Origin of the sequence: Limnohabitans sp. 63ED37-2 (assembly GCF_001412535.1) — a bacterium.
In the GTDB taxonomy this organism is placed as follows: Bacteria; Pseudomonadota; Gammaproteobacteria; order Burkholderiales; family Burkholderiaceae_C; genus Limnohabitans_A.
The window spans coordinates 1,977,979-1,996,721 of the sequence record NZ_CP011774.1 but is presented as its reverse complement, the minus strand read 5'-3'; the positions used below and the strand labels follow the sequence as shown (position 1 = coordinate 1,996,721).

The following is an 18,743-nucleotide window of genomic DNA, read 5'->3' as shown; positions in this document are numbered from 1 at the left end:
TTTTTGGAGAACTTATGCTCAATCGTCGCCATTTCTTAGGTACAGGCCTTGCAGGCGCAAGCGCCTTGACCTTTTCATCCGTTTGGTCACAAAACACCCCTCAGTTCGGTGCACCCGAGTTGCCATCGGTCGGCTTCAGGCGTATGAAGTTGGGCACGATGGAGGTCATCGCCTTGAACGATGGTGCCGTTCGACGCCCTCTGGGTCAGGAGTTTGTGCCCGCCGTGCCGCTGGACCAGGTCAAGGCCTTGCTGGCCTCACAAAATCTTCCCACCGACTACATCGATGTGCCCTACACCCCGTTTTTGCTGATCAACGGCAATCAGCGCTATTTGTTTGACACCGGCTTTGCCGACAATGGCCCGCCCACCACCGGCAAGCTGCTGGGCAACTTGGCCGCTGCGGGTTTCAAGCCCGAAGACATCAACAACGTGGTGCTCAGCCATTTCCATGGCGACCACATCAACGGTTTGCGCTTCAAAAATGGCAACCTGGTTTATCCGAATGCCCGCGTGCATGTGCCCGCACCCGAGCACGCCTTCTGGACGGACGAAGCCCGCATCGCCGCCGCGCCTGCACAAATGCAAGGTGCTTTTGCCGGTGTCAAGCGTGCCCTCCATGGCTTGACTTCGGACCAATTGGTCAAGTTCGAGCCGGGCACCCAAGTGGCCCCAGGCATCCAGTCGGTCGCCGCCTTTGGCCACACCCCGGGCCACACCTTGTTCACGGTGCGCTCCGAGGGCCAGTCTTTTGCCTACGTGGCCGACATCACCAACGTGCCGTCTTTGTTTGCCCGCAACCCAGACTGGGCGGTTTTGTTTGACATGAACCCAGAAATGGCCCGTCAAACACGACGCAAGATCTTTGACATGCTGGTCAAAGAAAAAATGGTGGCCGGTGGTTTCCACTTTCCCTTCCCGGCTTTTGGCTCCATCACGCCCTCGGGCAATGGTTACCAGTTTGTGCCGATGGCCTGATCCCCCTCAGCCGCAGCGCCCCAACCCAGCCCGCGCCCAACAGCGCGGGCTTTTTTGTGTCCGTTTTGGACAGGGACTAACACAGCGCATGGCTAATATGTTTGCTGCGCCAAGCGCAACAACCCAAAGGCTGCATCCCACATCCTTTTTTTCGGAGACCATGACATGAAATTCACCACTCTGGGCAAAAGCCCTCTGAAAGTGTCGCGCCTGTGCCTGGGCACCATGATGTTTGGTGACCAGACACCGCTGGAAGACGCACGCTCCATCGTGGCCGATGCACAAGACAAGGGTTGCAACTTCATCGACACCGCCGACGTGTACACGCTCGGAAAATCAGAAGAGATCGTGGGCCAGTTACTCAAAGGCCAGCGCCACCGCTGGGTGTTGGCCAGCAAGGTGGGCAACGCCATGTCGGACCTGCCCAACCACCAGGCTTATTCGCGCAGTTGGATGCTGCGGGCCTGTGAAGACAGTCTGCGCCGATTGGCCACCGATCACTTGGACATTTACTACCTGCACCGCGACTGCAACGGCATGGACCTGGAAGAGCCCTTGCGGGCCATCGAGGCCTTGCTGCGTGACGGCAAGATCCGTTACTGGGGTGTATCCAACTTCAGGGGCTGGCGCATCGCCGAGATGGTCAACATGGCCCGCCAGATGAACATGCCCGGCCCCGTGGTGTGTCAGCCTTATTACAACCTGCTCAACCGCTTGCCCGAGGTGGAAATCCTGGAGGCCTGCGGGCACTACGGCATGGGTGTGGTGCCCTACAGCCCGATTGCGCGTGGTGTGCTCACGGGCAAATATGCGCCCGGCCAGGCCCCTGCAGAGGGCAGCCGTGTTGCGCGGGGTGACAAGCGCATTTTGGAGACCGAGTTCCGCGAAGAGTCGCTGCAGATTGCGCAAACCCTGCGCCAACATTGCGAGGCCAAAGGTGTGTCGCTGGCGCACTTTGCCACCGCCTGGGTGCTGGCCAACCGCCATGTGAGCGCGGTCATTGCCGGGCCGCGCACGTTGGCGCAGTGGCAAGACTACGCAGGCGCTTTGGAGGTGAGCATCACCGCCGAAGACGAGGCCCTGGTCAACAGCCTGGTGGCCCCCGGACACCCGTCCACACCGGGTTACAACGATCCGTCTTATCCTTTGAACGGGCGCTGAAATCAATACCATTGTTCCGATTGGGCTTCGCAGGGGGCTTCTGTCGCCGCTGGCAAGGGTGCAAAAATTACTGTACAGTCTGTACGGAAATCAAGGAGTTGACCATGTCAGACAACCCGCAATACGGACTCGAACAAGCCCGGGCGCAGTTACCGCTCATCGCCTCTGAGGCGGTGGCAGGCTACAGCAGCGTGATCACGCGCCACGGAAAACCGGTGGCGGTGGTGGTCCCGGTTGAGCAGTGGCGTGAAGAACAAGCCCGTTCTTTGAAGCAAGTCGGTGTTCTGGCCTTGCGTGGCTCGGGCCGAGGCCTGTGGTCAGAGTGCGCGGCCACAGCGGTGGCGCAACTGCGCGATGAGTGGGCTTGAGTGGTGGTGACCCGTGCCCGAGCTTCTGGCGCGCTGTGGGGCGGCTTGAGTGAGGGGGCCACGGTGCTCGTGGACACAGCGCCCTGGATTTACCTGCTCGAAGACCATGTCGAATTCGCGCCCCGTTTTGTGGGCCTGTTTGAAGCCGCTGAGCGCGGTCAGATTCAGCTGGCCTTGAGCACTGTGAGCTTGGCCGAAGTGCTGACCGGGCCTTTAAAAGCGGGCCAAACGGCTTTGGCCAAACGCTACGAGACGGCTCTGGGCGCTTACCAAGTGGTGCCCTTGTCCGCTGCGGTGGCCAGTCTGGCTGCCCAGCTGCGGGTGCAATACCGACTCAAGTTGCCCGATGCGGTGCAATTGGCCTCGGCCTTAGAAATCGGGGCGGCTGCATTGGTCACGCATGACCGAGACTTTTCGGCGGTGCAGGGTTTGCCTGTGTTGATGGGTCCTTAAAACACGTTCATGCCTCGCATTGGCAGAGATCCGAACTGGTGGGGCTTCGCGCACAATCTAAGCATGACAAACATGGCACACCAACAGGTGTTGATTGCAGGCGGCGGCATTGGCGGCCTGGCCGCTGCTGTCGCGTGTACGCAGCAAGGCGCGCCGGTGCAGTTGCTTGAGCGCGCAGCGCAGCTCAGCGAGGTGGGCGCGGGCATCCAGATTGGGCCGAACGTGACGCGCATCTTGCAGGCCTGGGGCTTGGGCGAGGCGCTGGCGCAGGTGGCCGCTTTTCCGAAGCAGCTGCAAGCGCGCGATGCCCAAACCGGGCAGGTGCTGGGCACCTTGCCCTTGGGCGAGCGGGCTCAAGCTCTGTATGGCGCGCCTTACGCCACCATACACCGTGCCGATTTGCAGGGCCTATTACATCGGGCGGCCCAAGCTGCGGGGGTGGACATGCGGCTGGGTCAGACCGTTCATGACTGGTGCGAGACCGCTGACGGTGTGCAGGTGAATACTGCTGATGGACCTGGCGTGCAAGCCGGTGCCTTGATCGGTGCTGACGGCGTGTGGAGCGCCGTGCGCCAGCAACTGCTGGGCGATGCCCCGGCGCGCTTTACCGGGCACTTGGCTTACCGGGCTTTGGTGGCGCAGGCCGATTTGCCTGCGCACTTGCGCAGCGACCAAGTCACCGTGTGGATGGGGCCGCGACTGCATGTGGTGCATTACCCGGTGCGCAGCGGGCAGTGGCTCAACCTCGTGGCCATCGTGCACGGTGCCAAACCCGAGCCATCTCAAGACTGGGACCAGGTCGGGCACACCCAGGCGCTGATGCAGGCCATGGGCGCTGTGGGCCACGATTTGCACGAGCGTTTGGCCTCGGTGCCCGCCTGGCGGCAGTGGGCCCTGCACGACCGAGAGCCCTTGAATGGGGCCAATCAAATGGCACAAGGCCGCGTAGCTTTGCTGGGGGATGCGGCGCATCCCATGCGGCCGTATTTGGCGCAGGGCGCGGGCATGGCCATTGAGGATGCTCAGGTTTTGGCGCAATGCTTGTGCATTGACAAAGCGACGGTGACCGAGCAATTAAAGGCCTATGCCCAAGCACGCTGGGCGCGCAACGCCCGCGTGCAAGCACGGGCCATCCGCAACGGACGCATCTTTCACGCCCAAGGCGCTGTGGCGCTGGGGCGCAACTTGTCGATGCGGCTCATGGGTGAGCGGGTGATGGACGTGCCTTGGTTGTATGGGGGGGGGCCAATAGGCCACTGAAAGTCGAGCTTTCAGGGCGCCCAATGGGGGGCAGAATTCACCGTTAAAAGCGGCTTCTACCAAGTCTTTGCCATCCGCCGGACTTCCGCTGTACAGTCGCTGGCGCGTTGCCCACGCCATTCGCCAATTCAGGGACCTTTTTTCATGCCATCCAGCCAATTCATCCCAAGCACCAAGGCCTGGGTTCGCGCCGCCTGCCTGAGCGCGGTCTTCGCCGCTTCTTGGACATCACACAGCGCGTGGGCGCAAAGCACCGATTTGTCGGCCTGCATGGCCGAGCTGCGACCTGCATCGCGCAACGGCAAAGTGAGCGACGCCACTTGGGCGCGCCACACGGCGGGGCTGCAGGCCGACTTCAGCGTCATTGAAAAGCTGAACTTTCAGCCCGAGTTTCGCACCGCCATTTGGGACTATATGTCGGCCCTGGTGGACGAGGAGCGTGTGGCCGATGGCCAGGCCCGATTGACTGAACACCGCCAGGCGCTCGAACGCGCGGAGCAACGTTTTGGTGTGGACCCGGCCACAGTGGTCGCTGTGTGGGGCGTGGAGAGCAATTTTGGTCAGACCTTTGGCAAATACCCGCTGGTTCAGGCGCTGGGTACGCTGTCGTGTCACGGGCGGCGGCAAAGTTATTTCCGAGGTGAATTTTTCTCGGCGCTGCGCATTTTGCAGGCCGGGCACATCGCGCCTGAGCGTTTTGTGGGCTCTTGGGCGGGGGCCTTTGGCCACACCCAGTTCATGCCAAGCACCTTCGAGCGCCTGGCGGTGGACTTTGATGGCGACGGCCGCGCAGACTTGATGGACAGCAGCGTGGACGCGCTGGGTTCGACCGCTAATTTTTTGGCCCGTGCGGGTTGGCAAAGTGGCTTGCCCTGGGGCATCGAAGTCAAGCTGCCTGCAGGCATGTCCTTGGCAGGCGAGGGCCGCCGGACGAAGCGCCCGGTGGCCGATTGGGCTGCGCGCGGCGTGCGCCGGGTGGACGGCTCGGCCTTGCCTGCTAGCTTAGGCTCGGTCGGTTTGCTGACGCTGGCGGGGGCCAATGGCCCCGCCTTTTTGGTCACGCGCAACTTTGACGCGCTCTACAGCTATAACGCCGCTGAAAGCTATGGCCTGGCGATTGCCCACTTGAGCGACCGCCTGCGCGGCGGTGGCCCATTTGCCACACCTTGGCCCACCGATGACGCGGGCCTGTCACGCGCTGAGCGGCGCGAGTTGCAAGGCCTGCTGGTGATGCGCGGCCACGACATCGGCCCCATTGACGGCATGTTGGGCGACAAATCGCGCGAGGCGATCCGCGCTGAACAAAAGCGCTTGGGCCTAGAGGCCAATGGCCGTGGTGGCCAGAAAATCCTCAAGGCTTTGCGCGGCGGATGATTCAACCGAGGGCTGGGCTCAGACCTTGAGCGGCAGAGCCCTCAGCCGTTTACCCGTCAAAGCGAACAGCGCATTGCCCAGGGCCGGGGCGAGCGGCGGCACGGCGGGTTCGCCCACGCCCGCCGGGTGGCGGGTGCTGGGCACGATGTGGGTTTCCACAAGCGGGGCCTGGCTGAGCGTGACCATGGGGTAGCTCGGAAAGTTGTTTTGCTGCACCACGCCACCCACGATGTCGATTTGGCCGAACAGCGCAGCGCTCAGCGCATAGACCACGCTGCTTTGCATTTGCTGGGCCACGGTGTCCGGGTTGACCACGGTGCCGCAGTCGATGGCGCAGACCACGTGGTGCACACGGATCTGGCCTTGCTCGACCGAAACTTCGGCCACTTGTGCCACGATGGAGCCGAATGACTTGTGCAGGGCGATACCTTGAGCGCGGCCTGCGGGCAAAGGTTGGCCCCAGCCTGCTTGTTTTGCGGCCAGCTGCAGCACGGCCGCATAACGCGGGGCGTCTTTCAACAAGTTCAGGCGAAAGGCCAGCGGGTCTTGTTTCGTGGCCACGGCCAGCTCGTCGATGAAGCTTTCCGAGAAAAAAGCGTTGTGCGAATGGCCCACCGAGCGCCAAAAACCCACGGGTACGCCAGACTTGGTGGCCACATGGCTCATGTGCTGGTTCAAAAAGCCGTAGGGCAAATCGAACAGGCCTTCGGATGTGGTTTTGTCGGGCATGTCGATGGGGCCAGACAGGTGCGGCGCGGCGCGTGCCATCCAGCGCGGGGTGATGGCGTCGCCCGCCGACTTGATGCGCAAACTGCTGACCTCGCCTTGAGCGTCGATGGACGCCTGGAATTTGGCCAGGTGCATCGGGCGGTAAAAGTCGTGTGTCATGTCTTCTTCGCGCGACCAGACCAGTTGCACGGGTGCGCCCTTGCAGGCCATGGCCACTTGCACGGCCTGGCCGACAAAGTCGACCTCCAGCCTGCGGCCAAAACCACCGCCCAGCAGCGTCACATGCACGGTGACTTGGTCTTCTTTGACCCCGGCCACTTTGGCGGCCATGGCACGCGCCATCTGCGGCACCTGCGTGGGCACCCAGACTTCCACCTTGCCGTATTTGACTTGCGCGGTGCAGTTCATCGGCTCCATGGTGGCGTGGGCCAGGTAGGGCGCCTGGTACAGCGCGTCGATGCGGCTGGCCGCCGTTTGCTCGGCCTTGAGTGGCAGGCCTTGCTCGTGGAAGGTGAAGCCGCTTTCGGTGTTCAGGGCATTGAGCAGGTCGGCCTGGATGCGGGTGGTGTCTACGGCACCTGATGCACCCGCAGCAGCTGCGGGCCACTGCACCTTCACGGCTTGTGCGCCTTGGCGGGCCTGCCAGGTGTTGCTGGCCACGACGGCCAAACCGCCTGTGCCGCCGCCCCAAGCGTCCAGCGCCACCACTTGGCTCACGCCCGGCAGGGCCAGTGCGGCCTGGGTGTCCATGGTGGCGGCTGCGCCACCCAGCACCGGGTTCATGCGCACGGCCGCAAACAGCATGCCGGGTAAGCGCACGTCCATGCCGAATTGCGCTTGGCCCATGACTTTGGCGGGGATGTCGTTGCGTGCTGCGCTTTGGCCGATCAGCTTCCAGTCCGCGCGGGCTTTGGGGGTGATGTTGGCCGGGGTGCTGCCTGCTGCTGCGGCACCCATTTGGCCGTAATGCGCTTTCTGGCCGGAGGCGTGTTGCATCACGCCCTCGCGCACGGTGATCTCGTTGGCGGGCACCTTCCAGGCGCTGGACGCAGCTTGCACCAGGCTGGCGCGTGCGGTGGCGGCGGCCATGCGCAGCGGCTCCCACAGGTCGGCTACTGAAGACGATCCGCCTGTGGCATTGATGCCCAGTTCGCGGGCGATTTTGCCCACCATCCACTCGGCCAATTTGATCTTGGCGGGTTTTTCCCCCTCGCTGTCCAGCGGGTGAAAGGGCAGGCTGGCCACCAGCATGGCCACGTTGCCGTAAATGCTGTCGGCCGCGGCTTGTTCCAGGCGCACGCGGGCGAGGGGCACGTCCAGCTCTTCGGCCACCAGCATGGCCAGCGCGGTGTGCACGCCTTGGCCCATCTCGCTGCGCGGCATGGCCAGCACCACGGCACCATCGGCGGCGATCTTGATCCAGCCGTTCAGTGCCACATCGCCTTGTGTGGGCAGCATCAATTCGGGCGAGCCCAAGCGTGAGCGGGCGGGCATCGCGCCCCATCCCACGACCAGTGCGCCGGTAACGCCCAGGGCGCTCAAAATCCAGGTGCGGCGTTTCATGCGGCACCGCCTTTCTTCATGGCAGCAGCCGCCCGGTGGATGGCCGCCCGCACACGTTGGTAAGTGCCGCAGCGGCACAGATTGGTCATGGCGGCGTCGATGTCGGCGTCGCTGGGCCGGGGGTTTTTGTCCAGCAAGGCGGCAGCGGCCATCAACATGCCGCTTTGGCAGTAACCACATTGCGGCACCTGCTCAGCGATCCATGCGGCTTGCAGGGGGTGGGGCTTTTCTGCCGTGCCCAAGGATTCGATGGTTTTGATGGGGCGATTGGCCACAGCCGATGTGGGCGTCACACAAGAGCGCACGGGCTGGCCGTCCACATGCACCGTGCAGGCCCCACAAGCGGCAATGCCGCAGCCGAATTTGGTGCCCGTGAGATTCAATTCATCGCGCAGCACCCACAGCAAGGGGGTGCTGGGATCGGAGGTGGCGGTGTGGCTTTGGCCGTTGATGTTCAGTTGCAAGTCGTATCCCCTGTGATGGAAACAGGCATGTTAGTGCAAATGAATGCACTTCTTTGTCGCTGGTAGATCTGCGCTGGGTGAGTCACTTCACAGTTGCGTGCGGAGTGTCCAAATTTCTGGAAAAAGCACGGTGTCCAGCATCTTGCGCAAGTAGCTCACACCGCCGGTGCCCCCGGTGCCGCGTTTGAAGCCAATCACGCGCTCCACCGTGGTCACATGCCGAAAGCGCCACAGGCGGAAGGCGTCCTCCAGGTCGGTCAACTCTTCGCCCAGCTGGTACAGGTCCCAGTGTTGCTGCGGGTTGCGGTAGACCACCAGCCAGGCATTTTCGACCTCAGCACTGGCCGGGTAGGGCTGTCGCCAATCGCGTTGGGTGTGGGTGTCTGGCACCTCCAGGCCGCGGCGTTGAAGCAGGCGCAGGCATTGGTCGTACAGCGAGGGCGCTTCGTAAGCCGCTTGCACGATGGCCGACAGATCAGGGCGGTGCGCGTGGGGCTGCAGCATGGCCGCGTTTTTGTTGCCCATCGCAAACTCGATGCAGCGGTATTGCCAGCTCTGGAAACCACTCGACTGCGCGAGATACGGGCGAATGGCGCTGTATTCAGGCGGCGTCATGGTGGCCAGCACGTCCCAGGCGTGCACCAGCTGCTCCATGATGCGGCTGACGCGGGCGAGCTTTTTGAAGGCGTCGGGCAACTGGTCTTGCGCAATGCCCGCCATGGCCGCTTGCAGCTCGTGCAGCATCAGCTTCATCCACAGCTCGCTGGTCTGGTGCTGCACGATGAACAGCATCTCGTTGTGGTCGGGCGAGAGCGGTTTTTGCGCGTTCAGGATGGCGTCGAGTTGCAGGTAGTCGCCGTAGCTCATGCGACCATCAAAGTCGAGCTGGGCTTTTTCTTCGTGCACGATGCGTTCACCCGCTGAATCGCCCCCTGCGGTGTCGGTGTTCGGGGTGTGGAAAGGACATGAACTCATCAGGTGCCTTTCAGGTCACGGCGTTTTTTTGTGCAAAGCGGGCGTCTTGCCATTCGCCACTTTGCATGACCTGGCACAGGTGCTCTGCGGCTTGCCACACGTCGGCATAGCCCACATACAGCGGCGTGAAGCCAAATCGCAGGATGTCGGCGTGCAAACCGCCATCGCCCGCCCTGAAGTCGCCAATCACGCCGCGTGCGATCAGGGCTTGCACGATGGCGTAAGCGCCTTCTGCGCGGGTCAGGCTCACTTGCGAGCCGCGCAGGGCTTCCTCAGTCGGTGTGGCGATGCCAAAGCCGTGGCCGTGCAGACGCGTGCGCACCAGTTGCATGAACAGGCCCGTGAGGGCCAGCGATTTTTGGCGAAGCGCGGCCATGCCGCCCAGCGCCTCGGCGGCCAAAAAGGCGTCGAGCCCGCAGTCGAGTGCCGTGAGGCTCAAGATGGGTTGGGTGCCGCATTGGTAGCGGGTGATGCCTTGGGCGGGTTGGTAGTCGGGTGTGAAGGCAAAGGGTGCGGCGTGGCCCCACCAGCCGGCCAGCGGTTGCCAAAAGCGGTCGGTGTGTTGCGGGTGCACCCACACAAAGGCGGGTGCGCCGGGGCCGCCATTGAGGTATTTGTAGCCGCAGCCCACCGCAAAGTCGGCCCCTGAGCCGTTCAGGTCAACGGGCACGGCACCTGCGCTGTGCGCCAAGTCCCACACGGTGAGGATGCCTTGGGCGTGGGCCTGTGCGGTGACGGCCTGCATGTTGTGCATGGCCCCGGTGCGGTAGTTCACATGGGTGAGCATGAGCACCGCCACATCGGCTTGCAGCGCAGCCGCGATCTCATCGGCCTCGACCAGTTGCAGGGTGTAACCGCGTTCTTTGCACAAGGCTTCTGCGATGTACAGGTCGGTGGGAAAGTTGCTGCGTTCGCTGACGATTTTGGTTTTGTGCGGGTGGTCGGCCTTGGCGATGTGCAGCGCGGCGGCCAGCACTTTGAACAGGTTGATCGAGGTGCTGTCCGCCGCGATCACTTCGCCTGGCTGGGCACCGATGACGCGGGCAATTTTGTCGCCCACACGCTGGGGCAGGGTGAACCAGCCTGAGGTGTTCCAGCTTTTGATCAGGTCGGTGCCCCATTCGTGAGTGACGGCATGGGCCACGCGGGCCGGTGCGGTTTTGGGCAGCACGCCCAGCGAGTTGCCGTCCAGGTAAATCACACCGTGTGGCAAATCGAATTGCTCGCGCAGGCTGCGCAAGGGGTCTTGTAAATCCAACAGTTCGCAGTCTTGCAAGGTGGGGGTGAGGTTCATCATGGGAGTGTTTGACAAAGAGTGTTTCAAAGTTCACGCAAGACGGCCCGCACAGGGCTGGCGTCGGCGCTCATGAGTTTGAGGGGCAGGGCGATCAGTTCGTAATCGCCTTCGGGCACCTCGTCGAGCAGCAGGTTTTCCAGCACGCGCAGGCCGCGCTGGCGGATCACCTGGTGGCTGGGCAGTTGCTTGCTGTCGGCCGGGTCAATGCTGGCGCTGTCGGTGCCGATCAGCAGCACGCCCAAGTCGGCCAGGTGCTGCACGCAGGCAGGGTCAAAGGCGGTGAGTTGGGTGTCGAAGTGTTGGCTTGGGAACTGGCGGTAGGTGCGCACCAGCAGGCGCTCGGGCACGTCGTTCAGGGCGTGTTGCAAGTGGGCGATGGTGATCAAGTGGGCCGCATCGATGGCATGGATGACGCGGCAGCGGCCCAGAAAGGGCAGCAGGTCCAAAGCGCCCACCGCCGCGCCTTGCGGGTCATAGTGGAGCGGGGCATCGGCGTGTGCGCCCACATGCGGCGACAGGGTGATGGCACTCACGTTGACGGGGCATGTGTCCGACAGCGTGGCGGCCCATTGCTGACTGTAGGGCGTGTCGCCCGGAAAGACCGGGCTTTGTGCGCCCACAGGAGGGGAAATGTCCCAGAGTTTGTCCCAAAGTTTATTCATGGTGAGTGAAGGTAGCACCGCCCAAAAAACCGTGGTGTCGGTTATTTCCAACAAACGAGAAAAAGACTTCAGGGGTTCAGTGGAGGCAAGCCGTGACGGCGGCGGGCTTGTTCGCAGGCGGGGCTGCCTTCTTCAAATTCGCGGCAGGGGGAGGGCCGCCATTCGTAGATGCCGCAAATGGCCTTTTCACCGGTCTTGCCGTAGAGCGCCGCGCAGCGCGGCGGGCTGTGGTCGGTGCCGCGCATGCGGCAAGTGTGCTCGGTGATGGGCGAGGCCAGCCCAGCGGGCACATCACCGCCGCCTTCTTCGTATTCGTAGACGGAAAAGTCCACCCGAAAACTCACACAGCAAGCGCCGCAAGTGGTGCAGTGGGACATGGGGCGAAAAGAGGTTGCGGCCCCGGATCGGGTCCGGGGTGACAGATCAGGCCTGGACGCGACCCAGCAGCAAAAACTCCATCAGGGCTTTTTGCACATGCATGCGGTTTTCAGCTTCGTCCCAGACGACTGATTGCGGGCCGTCGATGACTTCGGCGCTGACTTCTTCGCCCCGGTGCGCAGGCAGGCAGTGCATGAACAGGGCGTCGGGCTTGGCCACTTTCATCATCGCTTCGTCTACGCACCAATCGGCAAAGGCTTTTTTGCGCGCTTCGTTCTCGGCTTCGTAGCCCATGCTGGTCCACACGTCGGTGGTGACCAGGTCGGCGCCTCGGCAGGCGTCTTCGGGATCTTTGAAGATTTTGTAGCTGTCGGGGCTGCGCAAACCGGCCACGGCCTGGTCCACCTCGTAGCCGCTGGGCGTGCTCAGGTGCACCGTGAAACCCAGCAACTCGGCCGCTTGCAGCCAGGTGTTGGCCATGTTGTTGCCGTCACCCACCCAGGCCACGGTCTTGCCCTGTATAGCGCCACGGTGCTCGATGTAGGTGAAGATGTCCGCCAGGATCTGGCAGGGGTGAAACTCGTTGGTCAGGCCGTTGATGACGGGCACACGCGAGTGCGACGCAAAACGCTCGATCTTGTCTTGCCCGTAGGTGCGGATCATGACCAAATCGGTCATGCGGCTGATCACGCGGGCGCTGTCTTCGATGGGCTCGGATCGGCCCAGCTGGCTGTCGCCCGTGGTCAGGTGCACCACCGAGCCGCCCAGTTGGTACATGCCCGCCTCAAAGCTCACTCGGGTGCGGGTGCTGGCCTTTTCAAAAATCATGGCCAGCGTGCGGTCGGCCAGCGGGTGGTATTTTTCGTAGGCCTTGAACTTGCGTTTGATCTCGGCGGCGCGTGCAAACAGGTGTGCGTATTCGTCGGCCGTGAGGTCGGTGAACTGCAGGTAGTGCCGCACGGGCACAGGTGGGGTCAGGCTCATGCGGGCTCCGCCAAAAAGGTCTTGATCAGGGGCACCAAAATCGCCACGACTTCGTCGGCTTCGCCTTCGGTCATGATGAGCGGAGGCACCAGGCGTATCACGCTGTCGGCCGTGACGCTCAGCAGCAGACCGGCTTCGGCGGCGCGGCTCCAGATGGGGCCGCAAGGGCGGTCCAGCTCGATGCCCAGCATCAAGCCCTGGCCACGCACTTCTTTGACGCCTTGCACGCCTGCCAGAGCCTTTTCCAGTGCAGAGCGCAAATGCGCACCGACTTTGGCGGCGTTGGCCATCAGGCCGTCTTTTTCCATGATGCGGATGGTTTCGACCCCCGCCCGCATGGCCAGCGGGTTGCCGCCAAAAGTGGTGCCGTGGTTGCCGGGCTGGAAGATGTGGGCGGCTTTGGGGCCGGCCACCACCGCACCAATCGGCACGCCCGAGCCCAGGCCTTTGGCCAGAGGCATCACGTCAGGCACGATGCCTGCCCACTGGTGGGCGAACCATTTGCCGGTGCGGCCCATGCCGCACTGCACCTCGTCGATCATCATCAACCAGTCTTTTTGGTCGCACAGGGCGCGAACTTGTTGCAGGTATTCGATGCGCATCGGGTTGATGCCGCCTTCGCCCTGGATGGTTTCCATGAACACGGCCACCACATTCGGGTTGCCCTCGGTGGCTTTTTTCAGGGCTTCGATGTCGTTGACCGGCACACGCACAAAACCTTCGAGCATGGGGCCAAAGCCTTTTTTCAGCTTCTCGTTGGCGGTAGCGCTCAGGGTGGCGATGCTGCGGCCGTGGAAGGCCTTTTCATAAACCACGATCTCGGGCTTGTCGATGCCCTTGTCGTGGCCATATTTGCGGGCCAGCTTGATGGCCGCCTCGTTGGCTTCGAGGCCCGTGCAGCAGAAAAACACGTTCGTCATGCCCGACAACTCCACCAGCTTGGCCGCCAACACTTCGGCGTTGGGCACATGAAAGTAGTTGCAGCTGTGGATCATTTTGGCCAGCTGGTCTTGCAGCGCTGGCACCAGATCGGGGTGGTTGTGGCCCAAGGTGTTCACAGCGATGCCAGCGAGGGCATCGAGGTAGGGCTTGCCATTGACGTCCCAGACTCTGCAACCCTGACCATGGCTGAGTGCGATCGGCAGTCGGCCATAGGTGTTCATGGTGTGCGGTGAGGCGGCTTCAATGAAAGCGGACATGCGTGAACTCCTGAAATAAAAATCGGCCCAACGAAGAAGGGCCGCTGAAACCAGATTTTAGAGGCAGAAAGGGCCGGTCCTTGTCCGTCCATTTCTGCCATTCACTGAGGGGTTTTGTGGTGGTCTCAAGTCTTATATAAGATACAATACTTGGGTTAACCCGTGGGCGGTGATCCCGCGCTGCGGGTCCGATTGATTCACACCTCTATCCGATGGTTTCCAACAACGCCAAAGAAGTTTTCATCCAGGGCATCACCCAGGACGGCAAGCCTTTCAGACCCAGCGACTGGGCCGAACGCTTGGCGGGCGTCATGAGCCCCTTTCGACCCGGCGGCGCGGTTCCCGGCAGCCACTTGAGCTATTCCCCTTGGTGCATTCCCACCACACTGGCCGGGATCAAGTGTGTGATCGTGAACCACGAACTTCGCGATCACAACGTCATGGCCTGGGATTTCGTGATGAACTTTGCGCGTGACAACGGCTTGCAAGTGGCCGAGGCCTGTTTGTTGCCTGATCCACCTCCACCCCAATAAGACCCAAGAACCAACCGCCCAAGGGCGGTTTTTTTATGGCCCGTTCGCTCAGCTGGGGCAGGGCATTGGTGGGTGACGATTTTTACGAGCGAAGCGAGTCATGAGGAACCCGCCAATGCCCTGCCCCCAGCGAATTGAGAGCGCCCATGAAAAAACCGCCAAGGTTTGCACCAAGGCGGTTCAGTGTTCGTGGACAGCGCACCCGTTTCAAACGGCAGCGAGGACTAAGCCTCGCCGGGCTGTTGATCTGTTAGAGCGGATCAGTCTGCGGCGAGAGCCAAAGTCTTGACTTTGGCGCTCAGGCGGCTCTTGTCACGAGCAGCCTTGTTCTTGTGGAAAATGCCCTTGTCGGCAATGGTGTCCACCACGGTTTGCATCTTGGCAAACAACTCTGTGGCTTTGGTTTTGTCGCCTGCCAAGACCGCCTTTTCGACGTTCTTCACAGCAGTGCGGTATTTAGAGCGCAGCGAAGAGTTCGCAGCGTTGATTTTGACGTCTTGGCGGACGCGTTTACGGCCGGAAGCAAGACGGGGGTTTTTCTTTTTGGGTTTAGCGGATGCCATATAAAAGTTCTTTCAGTGTCTGAGGATGATGTCCAGCGAACCCAACATTCTAGCAGACCTTCAAACGGTGTTCGCCACTGCTGGCGCACCGCCAAGCCATGCCTGCGCTCCAATCCCTCACGGAACCGTGGCATGGCGGACATGCTCGGAAGTGGCCGCTACACTCAAACCCTGTGAGCCTCCTCCGATCTGCCTCTGTTGTGTCGATTTTTACCCTGGCCTCCCGGGTCACGGGTTTGGTGCGCGAGTTGCTGATCGCCTCGATGTTCGGCGCCAGCGCCCTCACCGACGCTTTTAATGTGGCTTTCCGCATTCCCAACCTGTTTCGGCGGCTGTTTGCCGAAGGGGCTTTTAGCCAGGCCTTCGTGCCCGTGCTGGCTGCCAGCCGCGCCCAGCATGGCGACCAGGCCACCCAGGAAGTGATTGACAGCGTGGCCACGGCCCTGGCCTGGTCGGTTTTGGCTTTGTCCATCTTGGGTGTTCTGGTCTCGCCCTGGCTGGTCTGGTTGATGGCCAGTGGTTTGCAGCAAGACGCCCGGGGCTACGTAGCTGCTGTCAACATGACGCGCTGGATGTTTCCCTACATCGCCTTCATGTCCATGGTGGCTTTGTCGGCCGGCATTTTGAACACCTGGAAGCGATTTGCCGTGCCTGCGGCCACGCCCGTGCTGCTGAATGTGAGTGTGATTGCAGCCACCTGGTTTTTGTCGCCCTGGTTGGCCAAGCAGGGTGTGGAGGCCATCTATGCCTTGCCTGTGGGGGTGATGGTGGGCGGGGCTCTGCAGTTGGCGGTGCAGATTCCGGCCTTGTCCCGGCTGGGTTTGTTGCCCCGTTTGGGTGTCGGCCCCCGCGCTGTTCAAAAAGCTTGGACCAACCCCGCCACCTTGAACATCTTGCGCCTGATGGGCCCAGCCTTGCTGGGCGTGGGGGTGGCCCAAATTTCCTTGCTCATCAACACGCAGATCGCCTCGCACCTGGCGCCGGGCAGCGTCAGCTGGTTGACCTATGCCGACCGTTTGATGGAGTTTCCGACCGCCATTTTGGGCGTGGCTTTGGGCGTGGTGCTGATGCCGCAATTGGCAGCCGCCAAAGCCACGGGGGACAGCGAGCGTTATGCCGCCATGCTCGACTGGGGCTTGCGCCTCGTGCTGCTGCTGGCTTTGCCCTGTGCGGCGGCTTTGCTGGTGTTTTCTCAGCCGATGGTGTCGGTGCTTTACCACTACGGGGCCTTCACCGATCGCGATGTGCAGCAAACCACCTTGGCCCTGACCGGCTATGGCGTGGGCTTGCTGGGTCTGGTGGCCATCAAGGTGCTGGCCCCAGGCTACTACGCCAGTCAGGACATCCGCACCCCGGTGCGCATCGCGGTGATCGTGTTGGTGCTCACCCAATTTTTCAACGTGTTACTGGTGCCTTATTTGGCCCACGCCGGGCTGGCGCTGTCTATTGGTTTGGGCGCTTTGGTCAATGCCTTGTGGCTGTTGGTGGGCCTGCTGCGCCGGGGCAGTTACAAGCCGCAGCCCGGCTGGTGGCGCTTTGGCTTGCAGGTGCTGCTGGCCACGGCTTTGTTGACAGGTTTGCTGTGGTTCGCCGCGAACCATTTGCCCTGGGTGGCCATGCGCCAAGAGGCCTGGCTGCGCATCGGTTGGATGGTGACCGTTTTGGCGACCTCGGCCTTGCTTTATTTTGGTGTGTTGTGGGCCACGGGTTTGCGGCTCAAGGCCTTCCTCAAGCGTTGAAGGATTTCTCATGCCGCTGACTTTTTCTGCCCCTACCCCTTTGGGTTACTTTGCCAGCTTGGTGCAAAGCGATGAGCACTTTCCTTTGCTGGAGGCGGCCGCCAGTCTTGGCCAGGACGAAGAGCCCACCCTCGACGTTCAGCAGGTGCTGGACGATGTGGCGCGTTTGCTCAAACGGGTCACGGCACGCATGCCCGACGAGGCCGATGACCTGACCCGCTTGGCCATCCTGACGCAGGTCTTCTACAAAGACCTGGGCTTTGGGGTGAACGCCAACGACTATTACGCTCCTGAGAACAGCTACATCTTCGAGGTGCTGCGCACGCGCCGAGGCATCCCGATTTCTTTGGCGGTGATTTGGCTGGAGCTGGCCCGAGCGCTGGAGCTCAATGCCCAGGGCATTTCTTTCCCCGGCCACTTTTTGGTCAAAGTGGCACTCGAAGGGGGCTTGGTGGTGCTGGATCCACTGACGGGTGAGTCCTTGGGGCTGGAGAGTTTGTCCGAGCGCCTGAGCCCTTTTCGGGACCCGGCAGACCAGAGCGCTGCGCCCGACTTGGACGATGGAGAAACCCCATTGGGTTTGTATTTGCAAGCCTGCCCACCGCGCGACATGTTGGCCCGCATGCTGCGCAATTTGAAAGAGATTTTCCGCTCACAGGAAGACTGGCCACGCATGCTGCAGGTGCAGGACCGCTTGGTCATTTTGTTGCCAGAGGTCTGGTCTGAGCGGCGCGACCGGGGCTTGGTGCATGCCGAATTGGGGCATGTGCACGAAGCCTTGCAGGATTTGAGGCATTACCTAGAGGCCGTGCCAACAGGGCCCGACACCGTGGCCCTGCGCAACCGGGTGAGCGAGCTGTCGGCGCTCTGACAGACCCAGGCTGCAGGCAAGTCCTGGGGCTTGCCCAGGGTCTTCAGGGCTGAAGGTTCAGGCCACCACCACCTGTGCCCCATCACCTTGGGGCGCGATGCGGCCGATGGTGTAAACCGTTTCGCCCGCCTCGCGCAAGGTGGCGGCGCAGGCCTGGGCCTCGGCCGCGTCCACCACCACCACCATGCCAATGCCGTTGTTGAAAGTGCGGTTCATCTCGATGTCGTCGATGCCTGCCGTTTTTTGCAGCCAAGCAAACAGCTCGGTTTGCGGCCAGCTGCCTTTTTGCAAGTGAGCGGCCAGGCCGTCTGGCAGCACACGGGGGATGTTCTCGAGCAAGCCGCCGCCAGTGATGTGGGCCAAGGCCTTGATGCCTGAAGTCTCTGGCGTGCTCGGATGCTTGGCCAAGGCGGCCAGCACGTTCAGCACATACAAGCGGGTGGGCTCCATCAGAGCTTGCTTGAAGGGCTTGCCGTCGAGTGTGGCGGGGGCGTTGCTGCCTGCACGTTCGATGCACTTGCGCACCAGGCTGAAGCCATTGGAGTGCACACCGCTGGACGCCAGGCCCAGCACCACGTCACCGGCTTTGACGTTCTGGCCCGTGAGGATTTTGGATTTCTCGACCGCGCCCACTGCAAAACCTGCCAGGTCGTATTCGCCTGCGGGGTACATGCCAGGCATCTCGGCTGTTTCACCGCCGATCAGGGCACAGCCTGACAACTCGCAGCCTTTGGCGATGCCGCCCACCACGGCCGCAGCCGTGTCCACGTCCAGCTTGCCGCAGGCAAAGTAGTCCAGAAAGAACAGGGGCTCGGCGCCTTGCACCAGCACATCGTTCACGCTCATGGCCACCAGGTCGATGCCGACGGTGTCGTGCATGTTCCATTCAAAAGCGAGTTTCAGTTTGGTGCCCACGCCGTCGGTGCCACTCACCAGCACGGGTTCCTTGTAGCGCTTGGGCACTTCAAACAAGGCGCCAAAACCGCCGATGCCAGCCAGCACGCCTTCGCGCATGGTTTTCTTGGCCAAGGGTTTGATGCGCTCGACCAGCGCGTCGCCCGCAACGATGTCGACGCCTGCGTCTTTGTAGGAAAGAGGAGTTTGAGTCATGGTGTTGGCCCGAATGGGGCGTGTGAATGGGGAGAAGGGCCAATAAACGGGCTGGCAGACTAAAATCAGGGCTTATTTTAAGG

Annotated in this window: 19 protein-coding genes; 9 read left to right on the top strand and 10 right to left on the bottom strand. The window is 62.0% G+C overall.

Features of this window, described 5'->3' with window-relative positions:
• Positions 1–14 precede the first annotated feature (14 nt).
• The 6 genes from L63ED372_RS09470 to L63ED372_RS09445 all read left to right on the top strand — a co-directional run bounded on the left by L63ED372_RS09470 (position 15) and on the right by L63ED372_RS09445 (position 5,593).
• Positions 15–977, top strand: a complete 963-nt coding sequence (locus tag L63ED372_RS09470) for an MBL fold metallo-hydrolase (RefSeq protein WP_062405606.1) — start codon at positions 15–17, stop codon at positions 975–977.
• Between the two features lie 165 nt (positions 978–1,142).
• On the top strand, positions 1,143–2,138 hold the full coding sequence (locus tag L63ED372_RS09465) for an aldo/keto reductase (protein WP_062405603.1): 996 nt from the start codon (positions 1,143–1,145) through the stop codon (positions 2,136–2,138).
• Between the two features lie 104 nt (positions 2,139–2,242).
• Positions 2,243–2,506 (top strand): type II toxin-antitoxin system Phd/YefM family antitoxin, encoded by a 264-nt coding sequence (locus L63ED372_RS09460; RefSeq protein WP_062405601.1) that lies wholly within the window; start codon positions 2,243–2,245, stop codon positions 2,504–2,506.
• A 6-nt stretch (positions 2,507–2,512) separates the two neighbouring features.
• The gene (locus tag L63ED372_RS09455) at positions 2,513–2,959 is read left to right on the top strand and encodes a type II toxin-antitoxin system VapC family toxin (RefSeq protein WP_197275254.1); all 447 of its coding nucleotides are present in this window, start codon (positions 2,513–2,515) and stop codon (positions 2,957–2,959) included.
• A 72-nt stretch (positions 2,960–3,031) separates the two neighbouring features.
• Positions 3,032–4,219, top strand: a complete 1,188-nt coding sequence (locus L63ED372_RS09450; protein WP_062407893.1) for an FAD-dependent monooxygenase — start codon at positions 3,032–3,034, stop codon at positions 4,217–4,219.
• 144 nt (positions 4,220–4,363) lie between these two features.
• Entirely contained in the window at positions 4,364–5,593 is a 1,230-nt protein-coding gene (locus L63ED372_RS09445) for a lytic murein transglycosylase (protein WP_062405596.1), read from the top strand.
• A gap of 18 nt (positions 5,594–5,611) precedes the next feature.
• Here L63ED372_RS09445 and L63ED372_RS09440 read toward each other — a convergent pair whose 3' ends face one another.
• From L63ED372_RS09440 to L63ED372_RS09405, 8 genes are all read right to left on the bottom strand, one after another.
• Positions 5,612–7,885 carry a xanthine dehydrogenase family protein molybdopterin-binding subunit gene (locus tag L63ED372_RS09440; RefSeq protein WP_062405594.1) on the bottom strand — a complete coding sequence of 758 codons (2,274 nt, stop codon included), beginning with the start codon at positions 7,883–7,885 and terminating at the stop codon, positions 5,612–5,614.
• On the bottom strand, positions 7,882–8,349 hold the full coding sequence (locus L63ED372_RS09435) for a (2Fe-2S)-binding protein (protein ID WP_062405592.1): 468 nt from the start codon (positions 8,347–8,349) through the stop codon (positions 7,882–7,884). The genes L63ED372_RS09440 and L63ED372_RS09435 overlap by 4 nt, the downstream gene beginning before the upstream one ends.
• An 87-nt stretch (positions 8,350–8,436) precedes the next feature.
• Complete coding sequence (gene kynA / locus L63ED372_RS09430) at positions 8,437–9,324, bottom strand: tryptophan 2,3-dioxygenase (protein WP_062405589.1); 888 nt, start codon at positions 9,322–9,324, stop codon at positions 8,437–8,439.
• A gap of 10 nt (positions 9,325–9,334) precedes the next feature.
• On the bottom strand, positions 9,335–10,621 hold the full coding sequence (kynU, locus tag L63ED372_RS09425) for a kynureninase (RefSeq protein WP_197275253.1): 1,287 nt from the start codon (positions 10,619–10,621) through the stop codon (positions 9,335–9,337).
• A 23-nt stretch (positions 10,622–10,644) separates the two neighbouring features.
• On the bottom strand, positions 10,645–11,283 hold the full coding sequence (gene kynB, locus L63ED372_RS09420; protein ID WP_062405587.1) for an arylformamidase: 639 nt from the start codon (positions 11,281–11,283) through the stop codon (positions 10,645–10,647).
• 68 nt (positions 11,284–11,351) lie between these two features.
• A complete protein-coding gene (locus L63ED372_RS09415; protein ID WP_062405585.1) occupies positions 11,352–11,660 on the bottom strand; it encodes a YkgJ family cysteine cluster protein in 309 nt (102 codons plus the stop codon).
• Positions 11,661–11,706: 46 nt separating this feature from the next.
• A complete protein-coding gene (argF, locus tag L63ED372_RS09410) occupies positions 11,707–12,645 on the bottom strand; it encodes an ornithine carbamoyltransferase (RefSeq protein WP_062405583.1) in 939 nt (312 codons plus the stop codon).
• Positions 12,642–13,844 (bottom strand): aspartate aminotransferase family protein, encoded by a 1,203-nt coding sequence (locus tag L63ED372_RS09405; RefSeq protein ID WP_062405581.1) that lies wholly within the window; start codon positions 13,842–13,844, stop codon positions 12,642–12,644. The genes argF and L63ED372_RS09405 overlap by 4 nt, the downstream gene beginning before the upstream one ends.
• Before the next feature lie 212 nt (positions 13,845–14,056).
• Between L63ED372_RS09405 and L63ED372_RS09400 the strand changes: the two genes are divergently transcribed.
• On the top strand, positions 14,057–14,377 hold the full coding sequence (locus tag L63ED372_RS09400; protein WP_062405578.1) for a DUF3579 domain-containing protein: 321 nt from the start codon (positions 14,057–14,059) through the stop codon (positions 14,375–14,377).
• 260 nt (positions 14,378–14,637) lie between these two features.
• Here the strand turns inward: L63ED372_RS09400 and rpsT are convergent, their stop codons facing one another.
• The gene (rpsT, locus tag L63ED372_RS09395) at positions 14,638–14,940 is read right to left on the bottom strand and encodes a 30S ribosomal protein S20 (protein WP_062405577.1); all 303 of its coding nucleotides are present in this window, start codon (positions 14,938–14,940) and stop codon (positions 14,638–14,640) included.
• Positions 14,941–15,113: 173 nt separating this feature from the next.
• Here rpsT and murJ point away from each other — a divergent pair, with 173 nt between their 5' ends.
• Both murJ and L63ED372_RS09385 read left to right on the top strand, forming a co-directional pair.
• Positions 15,114–16,679 carry a murein biosynthesis integral membrane protein MurJ gene (murJ, locus tag L63ED372_RS09390; protein WP_062405576.1) on the top strand — a complete coding sequence of 522 codons (1,566 nt, stop codon included), beginning with the start codon at positions 15,114–15,116 and terminating at the stop codon, positions 16,677–16,679.
• Between the two features lie 10 nt (positions 16,680–16,689).
• Positions 16,690–17,550: a SirB1 family protein gene (locus L63ED372_RS09385; RefSeq protein WP_062405575.1), complete on the top strand. Its 861-nt coding sequence runs from the start codon at positions 16,690–16,692 to the stop codon at positions 17,548–17,550.
• Positions 17,551–17,607: 57 nt separating this feature from the next.
• On the opposite strand, the gene purM is transcribed toward L63ED372_RS09385, so the two are convergent.
• Positions 17,608–18,660, bottom strand: a complete 1,053-nt coding sequence (purM, locus tag L63ED372_RS09380) for a phosphoribosylformylglycinamidine cyclo-ligase (RefSeq protein WP_062405574.1) — start codon at positions 18,658–18,660, stop codon at positions 17,608–17,610.
• Between the last annotated feature and the right edge of the window lie 83 nt (positions 18,661–18,743).